At 65.0% G+C, this 17,429-nt stretch carries 17 protein-coding genes; 11 read left to right on the plus strand and 6 right to left on the minus strand.

The features are described 5' to 3' along the window. Positions 1-135: 135 nt before the first annotated feature. Positions 136-1,665: a chromosomal replication initiator protein DnaA gene (dnaA, locus tag BM177_RS01300; RefSeq protein WP_244532020.1), complete on the plus strand. Its 1,530-nt coding sequence runs from the start codon at positions 136-138 to the stop codon at positions 1,663-1,665. Positions 1,666-1,743: 78 nt separating this feature from the next. On the opposite strand, the gene BM177_RS01305 is transcribed toward dnaA, so the two are convergent. Continuing rightward, the gene (locus BM177_RS01305; protein WP_091677413.1) at positions 1,744-3,006 is read right to left on the minus strand and encodes a penicillin-binding protein activator; all 1,263 of its coding nucleotides are present in this window, start codon (positions 3,004-3,006) and stop codon (positions 1,744-1,746) included. Between the two features lie 247 nt (positions 3,007-3,253). On the opposite strand from BM177_RS01305, the gene rsmI reads away from it, so the two are divergent. From rsmI to nadC, 6 genes are all read left to right on the plus strand, one after another. After that, the gene (gene rsmI, locus BM177_RS01310) at positions 3,254-4,219 is read left to right on the plus strand and encodes a 16S rRNA (cytidine(1402)-2'-O)-methyltransferase (RefSeq protein ID WP_091676298.1); all 966 of its coding nucleotides are present in this window, start codon (positions 3,254-3,256) and stop codon (positions 4,217-4,219) included. A gap of 2 nt (positions 4,220-4,221) precedes the next feature. Beyond that, positions 4,222-4,641, plus strand: coding sequence for a YraN family protein (locus BM177_RS01315; protein ID WP_425284347.1), 420 nt, complete (start codon positions 4,222-4,224; stop codon positions 4,639-4,641). Positions 4,642-4,773: 132 nt separating this feature from the next. Then, a complete protein-coding gene (locus BM177_RS01320) occupies positions 4,774-5,766 on the plus strand; it encodes an NUDIX hydrolase (protein WP_244532021.1) in 993 nt (330 codons plus the stop codon). Between the two features lie 58 nt (positions 5,767-5,824). Then, positions 5,825-6,859 carry a quinolinate synthase NadA gene (nadA, locus tag BM177_RS01325; RefSeq protein ID WP_091676303.1) on the plus strand — a complete coding sequence of 345 codons (1,035 nt, stop codon included), beginning with the start codon at positions 5,825-5,827 and terminating at the stop codon, positions 6,857-6,859. A gap of 14 nt (positions 6,860-6,873) precedes the next feature. Next, positions 6,874-8,418 (plus strand): L-aspartate oxidase, encoded by a 1,545-nt coding sequence (locus BM177_RS01330; protein ID WP_091676307.1) that lies wholly within the window; start codon positions 6,874-6,876, stop codon positions 8,416-8,418. Between the two features lie 6 nt (positions 8,419-8,424). Further along, positions 8,425-9,297, plus strand: a complete 873-nt coding sequence (gene nadC / locus BM177_RS01335) for a carboxylating nicotinate-nucleotide diphosphorylase (protein ID WP_091677422.1) — start codon at positions 8,425-8,427, stop codon at positions 9,295-9,297. Positions 9,298-9,389: 92 nt separating this feature from the next. Here the strand turns inward: nadC and BM177_RS01340 are convergent, their stop codons facing one another. From BM177_RS01340 to BM177_RS01355, 4 genes are all read right to left on the minus strand, one after another. Further along, positions 9,390-9,860, minus strand: coding sequence for a DoxX family protein (locus tag BM177_RS01340; RefSeq protein ID WP_091676310.1), 471 nt, complete (start codon positions 9,858-9,860; stop codon positions 9,390-9,392). Beyond that, positions 9,857-10,660 carry an HvfC/BufC N-terminal domain-containing protein gene (locus tag BM177_RS01345; protein WP_244532022.1) on the minus strand — a complete coding sequence of 268 codons (804 nt, stop codon included), beginning with the start codon at positions 10,658-10,660 and terminating at the stop codon, positions 9,857-9,859. The genes BM177_RS01340 and BM177_RS01345 overlap by 4 nt, the downstream gene beginning before the upstream one ends. A gap of 29 nt (positions 10,661-10,689) precedes the next feature. Next, complete coding sequence (bufB, locus tag BM177_RS01350; protein ID WP_091677426.1) at positions 10,690-11,553, minus strand: MNIO family bufferin maturase; 864 nt, start codon at positions 11,551-11,553, stop codon at positions 10,690-10,692. A gap of 151 nt (positions 11,554-11,704) precedes the next feature. Further along, a complete protein-coding gene (locus BM177_RS01355; RefSeq protein ID WP_091676317.1) occupies positions 11,705-11,995 on the minus strand; it encodes a BufA1 family periplasmic bufferin-type metallophore in 291 nt (96 codons plus the stop codon). A gap of 259 nt (positions 11,996-12,254) precedes the next feature. Between BM177_RS01355 and BM177_RS01360 the strand changes: the two genes are divergently transcribed. Further along, on the plus strand, positions 12,255-12,779 hold the full coding sequence (locus BM177_RS01360; RefSeq protein ID WP_244532055.1) for a sigma-70 family RNA polymerase sigma factor: 525 nt from the start codon (positions 12,255-12,257) through the stop codon (positions 12,777-12,779). Then, positions 12,766-13,404 carry an NrsF family protein gene (locus tag BM177_RS01365; protein ID WP_091676327.1) on the plus strand — a complete coding sequence of 213 codons (639 nt, stop codon included), beginning with the start codon at positions 12,766-12,768 and terminating at the stop codon, positions 13,402-13,404. Before BM177_RS01360 ends, BM177_RS01365 begins: the two co-directional genes overlap by 14 nt. Before the next feature lie 2 nt (positions 13,405-13,406). Here BM177_RS01365 and BM177_RS01370 read toward each other — a convergent pair whose 3' ends face one another. Further along, the gene (locus BM177_RS01370; RefSeq protein ID WP_091677431.1) at positions 13,407-15,170 is read right to left on the minus strand and encodes an AMP-binding protein; all 1,764 of its coding nucleotides are present in this window, start codon (positions 15,168-15,170) and stop codon (positions 13,407-13,409) included. A gap of 189 nt (positions 15,171-15,359) precedes the next feature. Between BM177_RS01370 and BM177_RS01375 the strand changes: the two genes are divergently transcribed. Together BM177_RS01375 and BM177_RS01380 are read left to right on the plus strand one after the other, a co-directional pair. Further along, positions 15,360-15,632, plus strand: a complete 273-nt coding sequence (locus tag BM177_RS01375) for a hypothetical protein (protein WP_244532023.1) — start codon at positions 15,360-15,362, stop codon at positions 15,630-15,632. Positions 15,633-15,732: 100 nt separating this feature from the next. Further along, positions 15,733-17,310, plus strand: coding sequence for an OpgD/OpgG family glucan biosynthesis protein (locus BM177_RS01380; RefSeq protein ID WP_091676332.1), 1,578 nt, complete (start codon positions 15,733-15,735; stop codon positions 17,308-17,310). Positions 17,311-17,429: the final 119 nt, after the last annotated feature.

The raw sequence follows: 17,429 nt of genomic DNA on the forward strand, positions 1-17,429 counted from the left end.
CCGCGTCGACGCCGCTCTCGGCGTTAGCTCCCTTCAATTCGTCAATTCGAATGATTGCTCGCCGTCCGGCTTCATCCGGACGTCCTCGCTATATCTCAATTGCAGAAGAAAAAAATGCTTCAACCCGGATCTCAAATGAATTCGCGCCCCGCCGGCGCTGGAGTTGGCGCCCCTGTGAATGACGACGTAAAAGCCGAGGGAAATCAGGAAGCATGGACGCGTATCTGCCGGCGCCTGCGCTCCGAACTCGGCGAAGATGTTTTTTCCTCCTGGTTCGGGCGGCTTGAACTCGACGGAATAGCGGACGGCAGCGCCGTCCTGTCCGTCCCCACAAAATTTCTGAAGAGCTGGATCGAATCGCATTATTGCGAGAAGATCTGGCCGCTTTTCGAAAGTGAATTGCCGGAGGTCAAGCGGGTCTCGATCAGGGTCCGCTCGTCAAGGCGGCCGTCCTTTGAACCGTCCGCGCTCGCAGGCGGGCCGCCCGGCGCGCGCGGCGCTGTTGTTGAAACATCTTTCGCGCCATCTGTGCAAAAAATTCGTCCAGACCCCAAAATCCAGGAGTCGGAAAAAGTTTTACAGAACAGCGTTAAGCGTCAGATTGATTTCGATGGCGATTTCGTCAACGGCTCGCCGCTCGACCGGCGGCTGAATTTTTCGAGTTTTCTCGTCGGACGCTCCAACCAGCTTGCTCACGCCGCCGCGCAGAAAGTCGCGTCGGCGAGCGCCGATGAACCGCTTCTCTACAATCCGCTCTATCTCCACGCCACGGTGGGCTTGGGAAAAACCCATCTTCTTCATGCGGTCGCGCATGCCGCGACGGCGGTCACCCGAAGGGTGATCTACCTGACCGCCGAACGGTTCATGTATGGTTTTGTTTCAGCCCTCAAGGCGCAAACCGCGATTGCGTTCAAGGAAAAGCTGCGCAGCATCGATGTCCTCGTCATCGACGACGTGCAGTTTCTCCAGGGCAAGTCCATTCAACAGGAGTTCTGCCATACGCTGAACGCGTTGATCGACGCGCGCCGGCAAATCGTGATCGCCGCGGACCGTCCGCCGGGGGATCTTGAAAGTCTCGACGAACGCGTCCGCTCCCGCCTCGCCGGCGGCCTCTGCGTCGAAATGGGAGGACTCGACGAGTCCCTCCGCATCAAGATCCTCGAAGCGCGCATCGCCGCCGCGAAGCAGATGCATCCGAATTTCGAGGTTCCGGCGTCGGTCATCGGTTATGTCGCGAGCGCCATTCAAACCAACGGCCGCGATCTCGACGGCGCCGTCAACCGCCTGCTCGCGCATGCGTCTCTGAACGGGGCTCCGATCGGACTGGAAACGGCAGAACTGGCGATCCGGGATCTCGTGCGCACGCACGAGCCGAAACGGATCAAGATCGAGGATATTCAGAAACTGGTCGCCAGCCATTTCAATGTCAGCCGGGCGGATATCCTTTCGGCGCGCCGCACCGCGAATGTCGTGCGCCCTCGCCAGATCGCCATGTATCTGTCCAAGATGCTGACGCTGCGGTCGCTGCCTGAAATCGGCCGGCGGTTCGGCGGACGCGACCATACGACCGTGCTTCACGCCGTCCGCAAGATCGAGACGCTCGCCACCGCCGACGGATCCCTGTCGGAAGAGCTGGAGCTTCTGAAGCGGATGCTGATGGAATGAGGCAGGGGCGCGGAAGGGGGCCGCGCCTTTGATCGAGACGACGGGTCTCCCCGCCGCTCTCGCTGAGAGGACCGCCGATTACATCGCCGAGGCGACGCCCGCGAAGGAATGCGGCGCGGGAGAGATCGGCGTTCCCGAACCATTATTGATCTGAAGCACCGCGAGCCCCCGCTCGTTCAGGCCGTCGGCCCGGAAGCGGAACACGCCGTCCGCGCCGTTGAATCCCGAACGATTGGTCAGGACGTTTTCCGCGTAGCGCTGCGAGCCCTGGGTATGCGCAAGAGCGGCCGCGAGCGACACCGCGTCATAGCTAAGCGTCGAAATCCGTGTCGGATCGCTTCCAAACTTGGCTCTGTATCGCCCGGCGAAAGCGTTGAAGCCTCCGTTTTCCGGCGCGGCGAACCAGGCGCCCTGCAGCGCCGGCAGTTTCAGGACGCGGGCGTCGTTCCAGAGCCCGGTGCCGAGGATTTGAACTTTCTTCCCGGAGACGCCGGCGTCCGTCAAGGCCTGCGACACATTCGACATCGCATCGGCCTGATCGGGGATGAACAGAGCGTCGATCTGATCGCCGAGCGCGGCGACCTTCTGCGCCGCGGCTGGGGCGTTTTGCGGCTGGAAATGCTCGATCGACATGACCCGCACATTATTGCGGGCGGCGGCTTGCTGGAACGCGGCTTCCGCCACGCGGCCGTAATCATTGTCCGGGATCAAGGCGGCGAAGGACTTCTTGCCGGTTGAGGCGGCGTAATCGACGATCCGGTCCACGTAGTTTTCGATCAGAAACGAAAGCAGATAGACGCCCTGGCCCGCGGCGGACACATCCGTCGAGAATGCGATGACCGGCTTGCCTGCTGCGCGCGCGACGCGGCCGACTTCGCGGACGTCGGGCGCGAACAACGGGCCGATGATCAGGTCGGCCCCGTCCGAAACCGCGGCCTGCGCCGCCGCGCGGGCGCCGTCCGGCGTCGAGCGGTCGTCCTTGACCAGCAGGGTGAGATCGTTCGCGCCGGCCTCGTTGACCGCGAGTTCGGCGGCGTTGCGCAGCGCCACGCCGACGACGCTCGGGCCGGACGCCTGGGTCAACGGCAGGATCAGCGCCACCTTGACCGGGCCGGAGCCGATCTGCTCGCCTGCGGAAGCCGGGGCGGGCTCCGCGGACTTCGGTCCTGGCGGCAGCTCGCCCGGGCCGCCGGGCCCGAACGGGCCCTTCACCGATCCGCACGAGGCAAGCGTCAGGGCGAGCGTCAGGGCGAGAACCGCGCCGCCCAGCGCGCCAAGGCGACGGTTGGCGAACGCGCCGCGATCAGCCGTCCGGCCGCCCTTGCGCAGGAAAAATTTCATTCGGGCGCACCTTTCGCTGCTTCGAGCCGCGCGCAGCCGCGCGGCAAGCTGATCCGTGTTACCATGAGCATCATCATCTGTTTCAGTCATAAAAATTGAGTTGCGGCAAACGGAAACCTGATTCGAGGGGCCAGATGTTGCCAAAAGGGCCGTTTTGTTCTATAAAGCGGACGGTCGGATGTTATAAAGAACTATCGCCCCACTCCCGCGCAATTGCAGGTGTGGCGGGCCGCCGCTGGGGGATGCAATGAGCGCGAGTTCAGCACATAGACGCGATCGCGGCGTTGACGCGCCGGCGGCCGCCGCCGAGCGTTCCGCGCCCGGCGGGTTCACCGCTTTCGGGCTTCGGGCCGAAGCGGAGCCGATCCGCAAGGGCCTCCACGTCGTTGCGACGCCGATCGGCAATCTGGGCGATATTTCTTTTCGCGCCCTCGCGACGCTCGCCTCCGCCGACGCGGTCATCGCCGAGGATACGAGAGTCACGAAGACGCTTCTGGCCCATTACGGCATCGCGACCCCGCTCGTCGCTTATCATGAACATAACGCGGCGGTGATGCGTCCTCATCTTCTGGCCCGGCTCGCCGGCGGCGCCGCGCTGGCGCTGGTTTCTGACGCAGGAACGCCGCTCATCTCCGATCCCGGGTTCAAACTGGTCGCCGAGGCCTTGGCGCTGGGGATCGAGGTTGTTTCGGTTCCGGGCGCTTCCGCCGTTCTCGCCGCGCTCGTCGTCGCGGGCCTGCCGACGGACCGGTTTTTCTTTGAAGGGTTTCTGCCGCCGAAAAGCGGCCCCCGGCGTCAGCGCATCGCGGAGCTTGCGCCCATTCCCGGCACGCTCGTGTTTTTCGAGTCGCCGCGCCGTCTCGCCGAGATGCTGACCGATCTCGCCGCCGTTCTGGGATCCCGCGACGCGGCCATCGCGCGCGAGCTGACGAAACATTTCGAGACGGTGCGTCGCGGAAGTCTTACCGATCTGGCCGCCGCCTTGACGGAGGAGCCCCCGCCGAAAGGCGAAATCGTGGTTCTTGTCGGGCCGCCCGGCGCGGAAGGACCGACCGAAACCCAGGACCAGGTCGACCTGAAACTCGGCAAGGCGCTTGAGACGCTCTCGGTCAAGGACGCCGCCGCCGTGGTGTCCGCCGAGACCGGTCAGCCGCGACGCAAGGTTTATGCGCGCGCAATCGAACTCTCCGCGCTCTCCGCGCGCGGGCGTTGAACGTGCGGCGTAAACCCTGGCTGGAGTCCGATCTGAAATCGCCCCGATCGGCTCCGCCTCGGGACCGGCGCAAAGCCCATCTGCGCGGGCTCGTCGCGGAAAGGCTCGCCGTCGCGGCGTTGCGGCTCAAGGGCTACCGTATCCTCGCCAGCCGCTACGCGATCCGCGGCGGCGAGATCGACATTGTGGCGCGGCGGGGGGACACGATTGCGTTCGTCGAGGTGAAGACGCGGTCCACCCTCGACGAAGCGAGAACGGCGATCGGCGCGCTCAAGCGCCGCCGGATGTCCCGGGCGGCGCGGATCTGGCTGGCGTCCCATCCGTGGGCGGCGCCTCTGACGTTTCGCGGCGATGCGATCTACCTCGCTCCGTGGACCTGGCCGCGTCACGAGATTTCGGCGGTCGAACTGGATCTTGGCTGAGCCTTGAATTTAGCGCCCAACGGATAAGGTTACAGTAAGTTCATGATAGGGTCGCCGCCGATATGTTTTAATGCGCGCACGGCGATTCGGCCGGAGCCTTCGCCCGCTTCAGGCGTGGAGCGCAAGACGGATATGTTGCGGGAAAGACAGCTTTCGGCGCGCATCGCCCCGACCCCCCCGGTCCAGATCGGGCGCCCGGTGGCGGCCGACCTCATCGCCGTTCTGGCCGCCGTGACCTCGGGCGATCCAAGGGTGCTGACGATTCAGGATCAGCGCGCGCTGCCGTCCGGGCCGTTTGAACTCGCGCACCGCTCGATGCAATCGGGGCTTCGGGCCTGGGTCGAACGGCAGACCCGGCTGCCGCTCGGCTATGTCGAACAGCTTTATACGTTCGCCGACAAGGACCGCGGCGGCGGTGAGCAGCGGGTCATCTCGATCAGTTATCTCGGCCTGACCCGCGAACAGCCGGCTTCCGGCGAATTCGAAGCGAGCTGGCGGAGCTGGTACGCCTATTTTCCCTGGGAGGATCATCGCGTTGGACCGCCGCCGGTGATCGAGGATGTGCTTCTGCCGCGCCTCAGGGCCTGGGCGGAGGATTCCTTCAGCGCGCGGATTGCGCATGACCGCTGGCAGAGAGCGGCCAGCACCTTCGGATTTGACCGCGCCTGGAACGAAGAACTCGTCCTGCAGCGCTACGAGCTTCTCTACGAGGCCGGGCTCATCCCCGAGGCGGAGAGGGACGACGCTGGCGATGCGCCGCGCGACCCCGCCGCAATCGATGCGGTCTCCGGCATGGGCCGCGCCATGATCCTCGACCACCGGCGGATTCTGGCGACCGGAATCGCCCGGCTGCGCGCCAAGATCAAATATCACCCGGTGGTGTTCGAATTGATGCCCGAGACGTTCACGCTGTTGCAGCTCCAGCGCTGCGTGGAGGCGTTGGCGGGACGGCTCGTCCACAAGCAGAATTTCCGCCGCCTGATCGAGCAGCAGGAACTCGTGGAGGAAACCGGCGAAACGAGCCAGGACACGGGGGGGCGCCCGGCCAAACTCTTCCGCTTCCGCCGCGAGGTTCTGGCGGAGCGGGCCATTTTCGGAACGAAGCTCCCGATCTCGCGGGCTTGACAAATCTTATACTCATCCCCAGCATATACCCGTGTAATGCTCGTTTGGAGTATAAGTGATGGCGTCCCCTCGCGAAATGCTGCGCTCTCCTCAATCTGTCCCGTCGGCGATCCGGTCCGTCCCGGCCGCCCTCTACGAGGACAATCTCTACGCGAAGGTGCGGCACGCCGTCCCGGCGATCGAATGGCCGGTCTATGCGCAGGACATCGACGCCATCATGACCCTGAAGCGGACCAGGAACGCGGTCATTCTGGCGCATAATTACCAGACGCCCGAAATTTTTCACTGCGTCGCCGATATCGTCGGCGACAGCCTGGCGCTGGCGCGCGAAGCGATGAACGTGGACGCCGACGTGATCGTCTTGGCGGGCGTTCATTTCATGGCTGAGACGGCGAAATTGCTCAACCCTGAAAAGACGGTGCTGATCCCTGACACGGGCGCCGGCTGTTCGCTCGCCGAGTCCATCACGCCCGAGGATGTGCGGCTGTTGCGGCGGTCCTATCCGGGCGTTCCGGTCGTCACCTATGTCAACACCTCGGCGGCCGTGAAGGCCGAATCCGATGTCTGCTGCACCTCCGGCAACGCCAAGGAGGTGATCGAATCGCTTGGGGTCGACCGGGTGATCATGCTCCCGGATGAATATCTCGCCCGAAACGTCGCGGCGCAGACCCATGTGAAGGTCATCGCCTGGACCGGCCATTGCGAAGTCCATGAATTGTTCAACGCCGCCGACGTGCGCCAATTGCGCGAGGATTACCCCGGCGTCGTCGTCCTGGCTCATCCCGAATGCCCGCCGGAAGTCGTGGCGGAGGCGGATTTCTCCGGCTCCACAGCGGCGATGCAGGCCTATGTCGGGCGCAACCGCCCGCCGCGGGTGGTGCTTCTGACCGAATGTTCGATGAGCGATAACGTCGCGGTTCAGCATCCCGAGCTTGAGTTCATCCGCCCCTGCAATCTCTGCCCGCACATGAAGAAAATCACGTTGCGCAACATCAGGAGCGCCCTGGAAGGCATGCGGCACGAGGTGACGATCGATCCGCTGGTCGCGGAGCGCGCGCGGCGAGCGGTCGAACGCATGCTGGCCGTCCGCTGAACGGCGCAGCGAAAATGACGGAATCCTTCGGCGCGGCGGAAAGCTGCGTCATCATCGGCGGCGGACTTGCTGGCCTATCAGCCGCGCTGGCGCTGGCTCCCTCGCCTGTCATTCTCCTCAGCAAGGCCGCGCCCGGCCTCGAATCGTCGAGCTGGCTCGCGCAGGGCGGGATCGCCGCCGCGATTGGCGCGGACGATGATTTTTCGCTTCATCTTGCCGACACGCTGACGGCCGGCGACGGTCTTTGCGACGAAACCGCGGCGCGCGCGATCCTCGCCGAGGGTTCCTCGGCGATCGAGGATCTGATCCGTCTTGGCGTCCCCTTCGACCGTGACGGCGAGGGCCGGATTCTGCTCGGCCTCGAAGCCGCGCATTCCCGCCGCCGGATCGTCCATGCGAGCGGCGATTCGAGCGGGCGCGAAATCATGCGCGCCCTCGCCCGCCGCGTCGGCGAGACGCCGTCGATCACTTTTGTCGAAGGGACGGCCTCGCGCCTGATCGTCGAGGACAATCGCGTTTCCGGCGTTCTCGTTTCGACGCGCTCCGGTCCGGCCGTCATCGCCGCGTCCCGCGTCGTGATCGCCACCGGCGGGATCGGCGGCCTCTACAAATACGGCACCAATCCGGCCGGCTCCTTCGGTCAGGGGCTCGCCCTGGCGGCAAGGGCTGGGGCCGTGATGGGCGACCTCGAATTCGTGCAGTTCCACCCGACCGCGCTCGATACGGCCTCGTTTCCCTTGAAGCTCATCAGCGAGACGGTGCGCGGCGAGGGCGCGATCCTCGTCGACGAGGCCGGCGAGCGGTTCATGGCGTGTCAGCCCGGGGCCGAACTCGCGCCGCGCGACGTCGTCTCGCGCGCGGTGTGGCGCCATATGGCGGCGGGCCATCGCGTCTTTCTGGACGCGCGGAATGTCCCTGGCCTCGATTTCGCCCGGCGCTTTCCGGCGATCACCGGGTTCTGCCATGCGGCCGGGATTGATCCGGCGACGCAATTGATCCCGATCCGTCCCGCCGCGCATTATCACATGGGCGGGATTTCGGTCGATCTCAGGGGCCGCTCCTCGGTCGAGGGACTTTGGGCCTGCGGCGAAGCCGCCTGCACCGGCCTCCACGGCGCGAACCGGCTCGCCAGCAACTCGCTTCTCGAAGCGGCGGTGTGCGGGCGTCTCGTCGCCACAGACATCGCCGCGACGCCGGTTTCGCGCGCGAAAGGGCCTCGAAACCTCGAAACGGCGTTCGCGCCGCTGGCCGACCAGCTTTTGGACCAGGCTCCCGTGCGCGAAATTTTATCCCATGCGGCGGGAGTCCAGCGCGACGGCGAGGGATTGCGCGAAGCCATCCGCGCGCTTTATCCGCTGGCCTCCGAGCCTTCCTCGTCCAACGGCGCGGCTGTCGCCGGCCTGATGATCGCGGTTTCGGCCTTGCGGCGGCGCGAGAGTCGGGGCGCCCATTCCCGCACCGATTTTCCGGACAAGGCGCCCTCGCCGCAAAGGACGATGCTGCGCCTCGACGACGCGCTCGCGGACGCCCGCGAGCTTGTTCCGGAAATGGCGGACTAATTGAAAATAAATCTTTCTCCCCTGCCGCGGATCATGCTGGAGCCCCTGGTCCGCGCGGCTCTCCTCGAGGATCTCGGCCGCGCGGGCGATCTCACCACCGACGCCATCGTCCCGGCTGAGCTTTGGACGAGAACCGCCCTCGCCGCGCGCCAGTCCGGTATCGTCGCCGGTCAGGATCTGGCCCGTCTCGCCTTCGAGTTGATCGATCCGGCGGTGCGCTTCCAGTCGCTGCGGCCGGACGGCGCGGGCGTCAGTCCTGGCGACGTCATTGCACGTGTGACGGGCCCGGCCCGCGCGATCCTGACCGCCGAGCGGGTCGCGCTGAATTTCCTTGGTCATCTGAGCGGAATCGCCACCGCGACCGCCTCGCTGGTGGAGTCGGTGCGTGGAACGGGGGCTCGGATTGTCTGCACCCGCAAGACGACTCCCGGCTTGCGCGCGGTGGAGAAATACGCCGTCCGCGCGGGCGGGGGCGCGAACCACAGGTTCGGCCTCGACGACGCTATTTTGATCAAGGACAATCATGTGGCGATTGCGGGCGGAGTCCGCGAGGCGTTGCGGCGCGCGCGCGCCGGGGCCGGGCATCTCGTCAAGATCGAACTCGAAATCGATACGCTGGAGCAATTGGAGGAGGCGCTGGACGAGGGCGTCGACGCGGTGCTGCTCGACAATATGGACCCGGAGAACCTCATGAAAGCCGTCGCCATGACCGCCGGGCGGGCCGTCACGGAAGCTTCAGGCCGGATTACGCCGCTCACCGCTCCCGCCATCGCGGCGAGCGGGGTCGATTTGATTTCCGCGGGCTGGCTGACTCACAGCGCGGCTGTGCTCGATATAGGGCTTGATTTCGAAGCCCTCGAGAACGAGCCTACGCTCTAGAATCAAAGGCTTGAGCATATTCTTATCGATCGCATGACTTTATGCGATCGGAAAGCGCTCTAGACACGGCGGCGGCGCATCACGGTCCGCGTCTACCGGCCCGTCAACCGGCCCAACAGATAATCCAGCGAGAATTTTCCCGGGCCGCGCGCGAGGACGACGAGCAGGCAGGTCGCCCAGACGCCATGCGTCGGCCACGCGTCGGGATAGACGAAGATCTCGATGATCGCGGTCATCGTCAACAGCGCCAGCGCCGCGATGCGGCTGAACAGGCCGAGAACCAGAAGCAGGGGAAAGAAATGTTCGCCGAAGGCGGCGAGCCGCGCCGCCAGAGCCGGATCGATCAAAGGCAGCGCATATTCGTCGCGGAACAGGGCGATCGCGTTCTCCGTGACATGCCAGCCCTCGACCTTGGTCTGGCCTGACATCCAGAATACAGCGGCCGGAAAAACCCGCGCCGCGAGGGAAATCAGCGATTGGGGAAACCGGTCGAGCGCAGCCGCGACTGCGCGCCAGCGCCGCGCGAGCGAGCCTCCCGTCCCGTCGTTCAACTCACGCGTCATTGTGGATCATCCTTTGCGGCGGCGGCGTCAATCGCAAGGCCCCCGCTGAACAAGGCCGCCAGATTGACTGCGAGATCGAAATCAGCGCTTTGCGCAAGCGCCGCCGCGGCGGCGTCGCCGAGGCGGTCGCCCGCGGCGAGACTGGCGAGAAAAGCCGCTGCGCCGGGGGGTGGACGCCTCACCTCGACGTCGAGCGCAGGGCGGACGATCAGCGCCGTTTCCCCGCTCCAGTCGGTGATTTCGGCAAGCTCCAGATCGCCCGCGTTCATCGCCCAGATCGTGACGACCGGAAACCGGGAGGCGACGAGTTCAAGTGAGGGATGCAGGACGAAACGAAGATCGAAGAGGGTCTCTTGCGAGACGCCTGCGAGGTCCGCCGCCGTGAGCGGCGCCGCGTCGTCGGCGTGGTAGGCGCGGGTGCGCGCCGCCTCGAGCCGCGCGACATCGGCGAGATAGGGAACAGCCGAGGCGGCGTCGAGGCGGGCGATAAAATCGGGAAATTCCTCGCCATAGGTCATCATGAGCGGCGAGCGCGGCGGGTTTTTTGAGGCGAACGCCCGGGCGGCGGAGTCGAAGAATTCATCGCCGACGATCCGCTTGACCGCTGGGAAACGCGCCGCGAGCGCGCCGGTCAGGCTGACCATCACATTGTTGCGGTAGACGGCGAAACGCCTGTCCGGCGCCGTCCCGGCCTGTCGGGCGACGCCCGGCGGCGGCGCGCCGGCCGGGTCGAGCAGCGCCTGCGCCCAATGATTTTGCCAATGGCTTTGCCAATGATTTTGAAAGACGTGCGGCGTCACTGTCACTCTCCATCCGGCGCAAGTCGGGCTCAGGCCGCGGATTTGGCCCCGCCACCGGTCGCATGATCGAGCCGTTCCTGAACGATCGCCGCCTGTGCGCGCATCGTCCGCCAATCTGGAACATTGTTGTCCCATTCGATCAGCGTCGGCAACGGACCGGCGCGGGCGATGACGCCCGCATAAAGATCGAGCACCGCGCCGCTCACCACGCATCCGTGCGCGTCGATCAGAAGCGGCGATCCGTCGGCCTCGAATGTCTCGAAATGACCGGCGAGGTGAATCTCGCTGATTTCGTCAATCGGAAAGTCGGCGAGATAGGCGAGGGCGTCATAGGCGTGGTTGCGGGCGCAGACAAAGACGTTGTTGACGTCGAGCAGAAGGCCGCACCCGCTCGCCCGCGCCGCCTCGGCGAGAAATTCAGTTTCGGGAATCGCGCTCTCTTCGAAGCGCACATAGGTCGCCGGATTTTCCAAAAGGATGCGGCGGCCGAGCGCGGTCTGCGCCTCGTCCACATGCGAGATGACGGCGGCCAGGGTTTCGTCCGTGTAGGGGAGCGGCAGGAGATCGTTGTAGAATGCGCCGCCATGGGACGACCAGGCGAGATGTTCGGAAACGCTTTCGGGATTGTAGCGATCGCAGAGGCGCTTCAGGCGGGCGAGGTGGTTGCGATCGAGCGGTTCGAGCGAACCGATCGAAAGGCCTACGCCATGGATCGAAAGGGCGTAATGCTCGCGCAGGCGGGCGAGCTGGGCGTGCGGGACGCCGCCCGCGCCCATATAGTTTTCGGCATGGACTTCGAAGAAACCCAATGGCTGGGGTTCCGCCGCGATCGCGGCGAAATGCTCCGGCTTGAAGCCGAGTCCGACATTGGGTGGAAGCCTTGAGGGCTGCAACGGCGCTCTGGCTCTGCGCATGTTCGATCCTCGCCGGATGATCGCCGCGGCGGCGCGCGCCTTGGCTGCGCGCTCCGTCCGCAAACCTCGCAACACGCGCGCGAACGCGCGATCAACCCACAAGCCCCCCGGGCGGGCCGGGTCAAGGCTCTTACGATTTGACCGCCTTCAGCGAACCGACGCCATTCGGGGTCTTGATCGTGGTGCAGGTTCCCTTGGGAACATATTTCCAGATGGAGCCGTCGTAGTCGACCTTGGACGATCCGGCGCAGCTGGTTCCAGCGCCCGCCGCGCAATCGTTCTGCCCCTTGAGCGAGACACCGTAACATTTCTCCTTGTCGGCCTTTTCGCCTCCCATCTCGGCGGAAGCGGAAACAAGAGTAAGAGCCGTGGCGAGCGCGCCGGCCAGCGTCGCGGCGGTGATCTCGGTCTTTGTGGTCATGGAGGTTTCCCTTAATGAGACGAGCAATCTTTCGGGCGCAGGCGCCCGTGGGGAGCCGGCGCTCCGGCCGGTCGGATCGTTTCTACCCAACCTCTTTCGTGATTTCGAGAAGAGTCGTTACGCGGAAGAAATAAATACCTGATGACGCGAATGTGATGTCGTTTTTAAGCGCCGGCGCGTAACGGAATGCGGATGGGGCCGAACGTGATAGGGAGCGCCCGTGGGCGGCGATAAGCGGGAAAAGGAATGGGCCGTGCTGATGCGCGCCGCAAACGCCGGCGACGCCGCCGCCTATCAAGACCTTTTGCGGCGACTGGCGCCCGTGCTGCGAGAGTCGGCGCGGCGGGGCCTTTTTCGGGCGGGCGCGTCCGTCGCCGACGCCGAGGATATCGTTCAGGAGACGCTGCTCGCCATTCACCTCAAACGGCAGACCTGGATCGCCGACGCGCCGATTGGTCCGTGGATTCGGGCGATCGCCCGGCACAAGATGATCGACGCGCTGCGCCGCCGCGGCCGCAGAATCGACCTGCCGCTGGAGGATTTCGTCGGCATCCTGGCCAGCGCGGACGCGGAGCCGGATCTCGTCGTCGCCGACGTCGATCGCCACCTTGACACTCTTCCCGCCGGGCAGCGGAACGTCGTCAGGGCCATCGCGGTGGAAGGAGCCTCGATCGACGAGGCCGCGAGCCGCCTTTCCATGAGCAACGGCGCGGTCCGGGTCGCGCTTCATCGCGGCCTCGCCGCGCTCGCCGCCAAATTCAGGACGCGCTATGAGGACGGCTGATCTTATCCGCGCGCTTGCCGCGGACAATGCGCCGCGCCGGCTCGGACCGGGGAAGGCTCTTGCGCTCGCCCTCGGCCCGGGCGTCGTCGTCGCCTTCGCGCTTTTTCTCAAGGTGCTTGGCTTCAGGCCTCATTTGCTTGCGATGGCCGGAGATCCCCGCCTCGCCTTCAAGATCTGCGTTTCTCTCGCGCTCGCCGCGCTTGCGGGTCGCCTGGTCGCGCGGATCGCCCGGCCGGGGGCGGACGCGCGCAAAACCATTCTCTGGCTTGCTCTCCCGGCGGTTCTGCTGGCGGCTTCCGTCGTCGCCGAGGCGATGAGCGTCCCGATCGCGGACTGGGGCCGCAAGCTCTGGGGGGCGAACGCCATGGTCTGTCTGAAGAGCATCCCTTTTCTCGCCGCGGCTCCCCTCATCGCCGTCCTGGCGGCATTGCGAAATGGCGCGCCGGACCGTCCGGCCGCGGCTGGGGCGGCGGCGGGGCTCCTCGCCGGCGCTCTCGGGGCGGCTCTTTACGCCATGCATTGTCCCGACGATTCGCCGTTCTTCGTGGCGGTCTGGTACACGCTCGCGATTTCCCTCGTCACAGCGGCGGGGGCCGTCGCAGGCTCGCGGCTCCTGCGCTGGTAGATCTAGCGCGGCTCTGGCGCGCGGCGTCCGTGCTTGAGCAGCTCCTCCCAGCGCAGATCCTTGCGCAGGATCTTGCCGACGTTCGATTTTGGCAGCTCCTCCCGGAATTCGACGAATTTCGGCACCTTGTAGCCGGCGAGTTCGGTCTTGCAGAACGTCCTCAAGGCCTCGGCCGTTAGGTCCGGGGAGGCGCGCACCACAAAGGCCTTGACCGCTTCGCCGGTCGCCTCGTCCGGCACGCCGATGACCGCGCATTCCTTGACGCCGGGGATCCGCGCGAGCGTCGCCTCGACCTGGTTCGGATAGACGTTGAACCCGGAGACGAGGATCATATCCTTGCGCCGGTCGACGATGGTGAAATAGCCTTCCTCGTCCATGATCGCGATGTCGCCGGTGTGCAGCCAGCCGTCGCGCAGCGTGTCGCCGGTTTCGTCCGGCTGTTTGAAATATCCGGCCATGACCTGGGGGCCCCGGGCGATCAGTTCGCCATGTTCGCCGACCGCGGCCAGGTTTCCCTCGTCGGTGACGCATTTTATTTCGGTCGAAGGGATCGGAACGCCCACCGTCCCAAGCTTGACCTTCTGCGGGGGATTCGCGGTCAGGACGGGCGAGCTTTCGGTGAGGCCGTAGCCTTCGATCACGGGAATGCCGGTAAGCTCCCGCCAGCGGAGCGCGACGGCCTCCTGCAGGGCCATGCCGCCGGCGAAGGCGATCCGCAGGCTCTTCGGCGGATTGGCGGTGAACCAGGGCTCGTGCAGCAGGCCGTTGAACAAGGTGTTCACCCCGGTGATGAAGGTGATGTCCTCCTTCTCGAAAGCCGGACGCAGGTTCGTGAGGGGGCGAGGGTTCGGAATCACGATGTTCTTCGCACCCCGCGTATAAAAACCCAGAAAATTCGTCGTGAAAGCAAAGATATGGTAGAGCGGCAGAACGGTCAGGACGCGATCGCTCTCGCCGATTCCCTCGCCGAAGAACGCCAGAAACTGAGCCACGTTCATCAACAGATTGCGATGCGTCAGCATGGCGCCTTTCGAAACGCCGGTCGTGCCGCCGGTGTATTGAATGCAGGCGATGGCGGATGGGTCGAGGGCCCTGCTGTAATTCCTGACGTCCGCGCCCCCCCGGATCGCCGCCTCGCCGCGAGCAAGGGCCTCCGTCAGCCTGGCGTGAGGGAAGGGAGCCGCCGGAATCTCCTTGCGAATGTATTTTTGCACGAAATGGATGAGCTGGCGTCGCGGAAACGGAAACAGGCTTGCGGCCTCGCTCAGGATGACATGCCGGACCGGAGCAGCCTTCAGGGCCGCCGCGAGCTTGTCGGCGAACATGTCGATGGCGACGATCGCGGCCGGCTCGGCGTCGGCGAAAAGGTGGGTCATTTCCGCCGCGGTGTAGAGCGGGTTGACGTTGATCAGCGTGCAGCCCGCCTTGAACACGCCGAAGGCGATGACCGGATAGGCGAGGCCGTTGGGAATCTGGATCGCGACCCGTTCCCCGGCGTCGAGCCGCAGACACTCCCGCAAATAGGCGGCGAACCTGTCGGAAAGGCGATCGATCTCGGCGAAACTGACGCTGGCTCCCATGCCGTTCGGCAGATAGACGGAGAACGCCGGAGCGTCGGAACGGGCCTTCGCCAGATCGCCGGGAATTTCGCCCAGAAGCGAATACGGCGGCGAGGCGATGTTCGCGGGAACCCCTTCGGGATAGGAGGCGAGCCAGGGGGACTCGTCGCGATCCGCGCCGGAAAGGGAGGCGCCCTCTTTTTCCATTAGCGTTTCCCAATTTTCTTTTTGCCTCGAACCGAGGCGGCGCATACGCTTCGCTGGCGCAAGGCGTCATGAGGCTTCTTAAAGCCGCTGCGCCCTTGCTCCGGCCGCGTCAATGATATAGTGCCGGAAAGTCATTGCATGTCCATTTGATTTGCCGGCCAAATCCGGCTGCGACGGAGAAATCGAGACTTGCCCGATCCTTTGCCTGTTCCTTCGCCTGATCCTTCGCCCGGCTCGAAACGCATCGATTGGCTGAACCTTTCGACGCTCGTCGCCGTCGCCATTCTCGTCGGCACGGAAATGGTCGGCGCCTCATGGGCGGCGGGATGGGCGCTCGGCGGATTGATGCAGCTTGACCCGATGGTCAGCCGCTCGATCGAAGCGGTCTTCGCCGTTTGCGGCTTCGTTCTGCTTTATTATTTCATGCGCACCGCCATCCGCCACGAGCCGTTCCGGCGTTAGCGCGCCCCTCGCGCCTCCGCCAGGCCGCTGGCGCACTCCCTCCGGCGCCTCGCCCTCATGAGCCAGATCCCGCCGCCGCGCCAGACCCGGAAGATTTGAGATGACCAATGGCGTAGACCGGAGAACCGTTCTGAAGGCGGGGGCCGCGATCGGGCTTGCGGGGACCCAGCCGCAGCCGGTGAGTGCGCAGGAAAAGCTGAAATTCGGGCCGGTCAAGCCGTTTTCATTCGATCTCCTGAAAGCCAGCGCCAGGAAACTCGCCGCCCAGCCTTACGCCGGGCCGCCGCGCCCCTCGCCGGATATTGTCGGCAAGATCAATTACGAGGCCTGGGGCAAAATCGCCTTCGACATGGACCACGCGCTGTTCGCTCAAGGTCCAAACCGGCTTCCGGTCAGCTTTTTTCACCTCGGCATGTTCTTTCAAAAAGCGGTCGAAATGAACCTCGTCGAGGCGGGAACCGCGCGCGAGATTCTCTACGATCAGAGCTATTTCGACATGCCCGCCGATTCTGTCGCAAAAGGCCTGCCTCCGAGCGCCGGGTTCGCCGGGCTGCGGATCCAGGAGCCGAAGGGCGGCGCTCTCGACTGGCGCAAGAACGACTGGGTGGCGTTTCTCGGCGCCGCCTATTTCCGCGCGATTGGCGAATTGCGCCAGTATGGCCTGTCCTCCCGCGCCGCCGCCCTCGATGTCGCGGTCGCCGGGAAGCCGGAGGAATTCCCCGACTTCACCAAATTCTACATCGACCGGGCTCAGACCGAGACGTCGATGACGCTTTACGCCCTTCTCGATGGCCCCTCCATCGCCGGCGCCTGCCGCTTCGTGCTGACTCGAGGCAAGGGCGTCACCATGGACATCGATCAGGCCTTGTTCCTGCGCGCCGGCGTCGAACGGTTCGGCCTCGCGCCCCTGACCTCGATGTATTGGTTCTCGGAGACGAAAAAGGAAACCGGGATCGACTGGCGCCCGGAAGTTCACGACTCGGACGGCCTCGCGATCTGGCTCGGGAGCGGGGAGCGCCTGTGGCGCCCGCTGAACAATCCCCACCGCATCGTCACGTCGTCATTCTCGGATGAAAATCCGCGTGGGTTCGGCCTTTTGCAGCGCGACCGGAACTTCGATCATTATCAGGATGGGGTTTATTACGACCGCCGCCCGAGCCTCTGGGTCGAGCCGGCCGGGCGCTGGGGCAAGGGCGCGATCGAACTGGTCGAGATTCCGACCGACGATGAAATCCACGACAATATCGTCGCGATGTGGGTTCCAGCCGAACCGGCGGCCGCGGGAGCGGAGGTCGATATCGCCTACCGCCTCTTTTGGCAGGCGGACGAGCCGTTTCCGACCGATCTCGCGCGCTGCGTCGCGACGCGGCTCGGCAATGGCGGCCAACCCGGCCAGCCGCGCCCCAAGGGGGTGCGCAAGTTCATGGTCGAGTTTCAGGGACCGCCGCTCGAAAATCTTCCCTTTGGCGTCAAACCCGAGGCGGTGCTCTGGGCCTCGCGGGGGACATTCTCCTACATCTTCACCGAGGCGGTTCCCGACGATACGCGCGGACATTGGCGGGCCCAATTCGATCTGACGGCCGGGCCCGGGCCGGAGCCCGTCGAAATGCGGCTCTTCCTGCGTTCCGGCGATAAAATCCTGAGCGAGACCTGGAGCTATCAGTATCACGTGTTCTGAATAGTTTTTGAGACCGCATCCATCGAAGCGCAAGCTTTGGCGCTTTGTCACACCTCCGTAAGACTGTTCGTGCCAACGGTTCCGCTGTTCGAAAACCTCTTCCCAAGCGCATTTCCAAG

It is taken from the genome of Methylocapsa palsarum, from assembly GCF_900114285.1.
Lineage (GTDB): Bacteria > Pseudomonadota > Alphaproteobacteria > Rhizobiales > Beijerinckiaceae > Methylocapsa > Methylocapsa palsarum.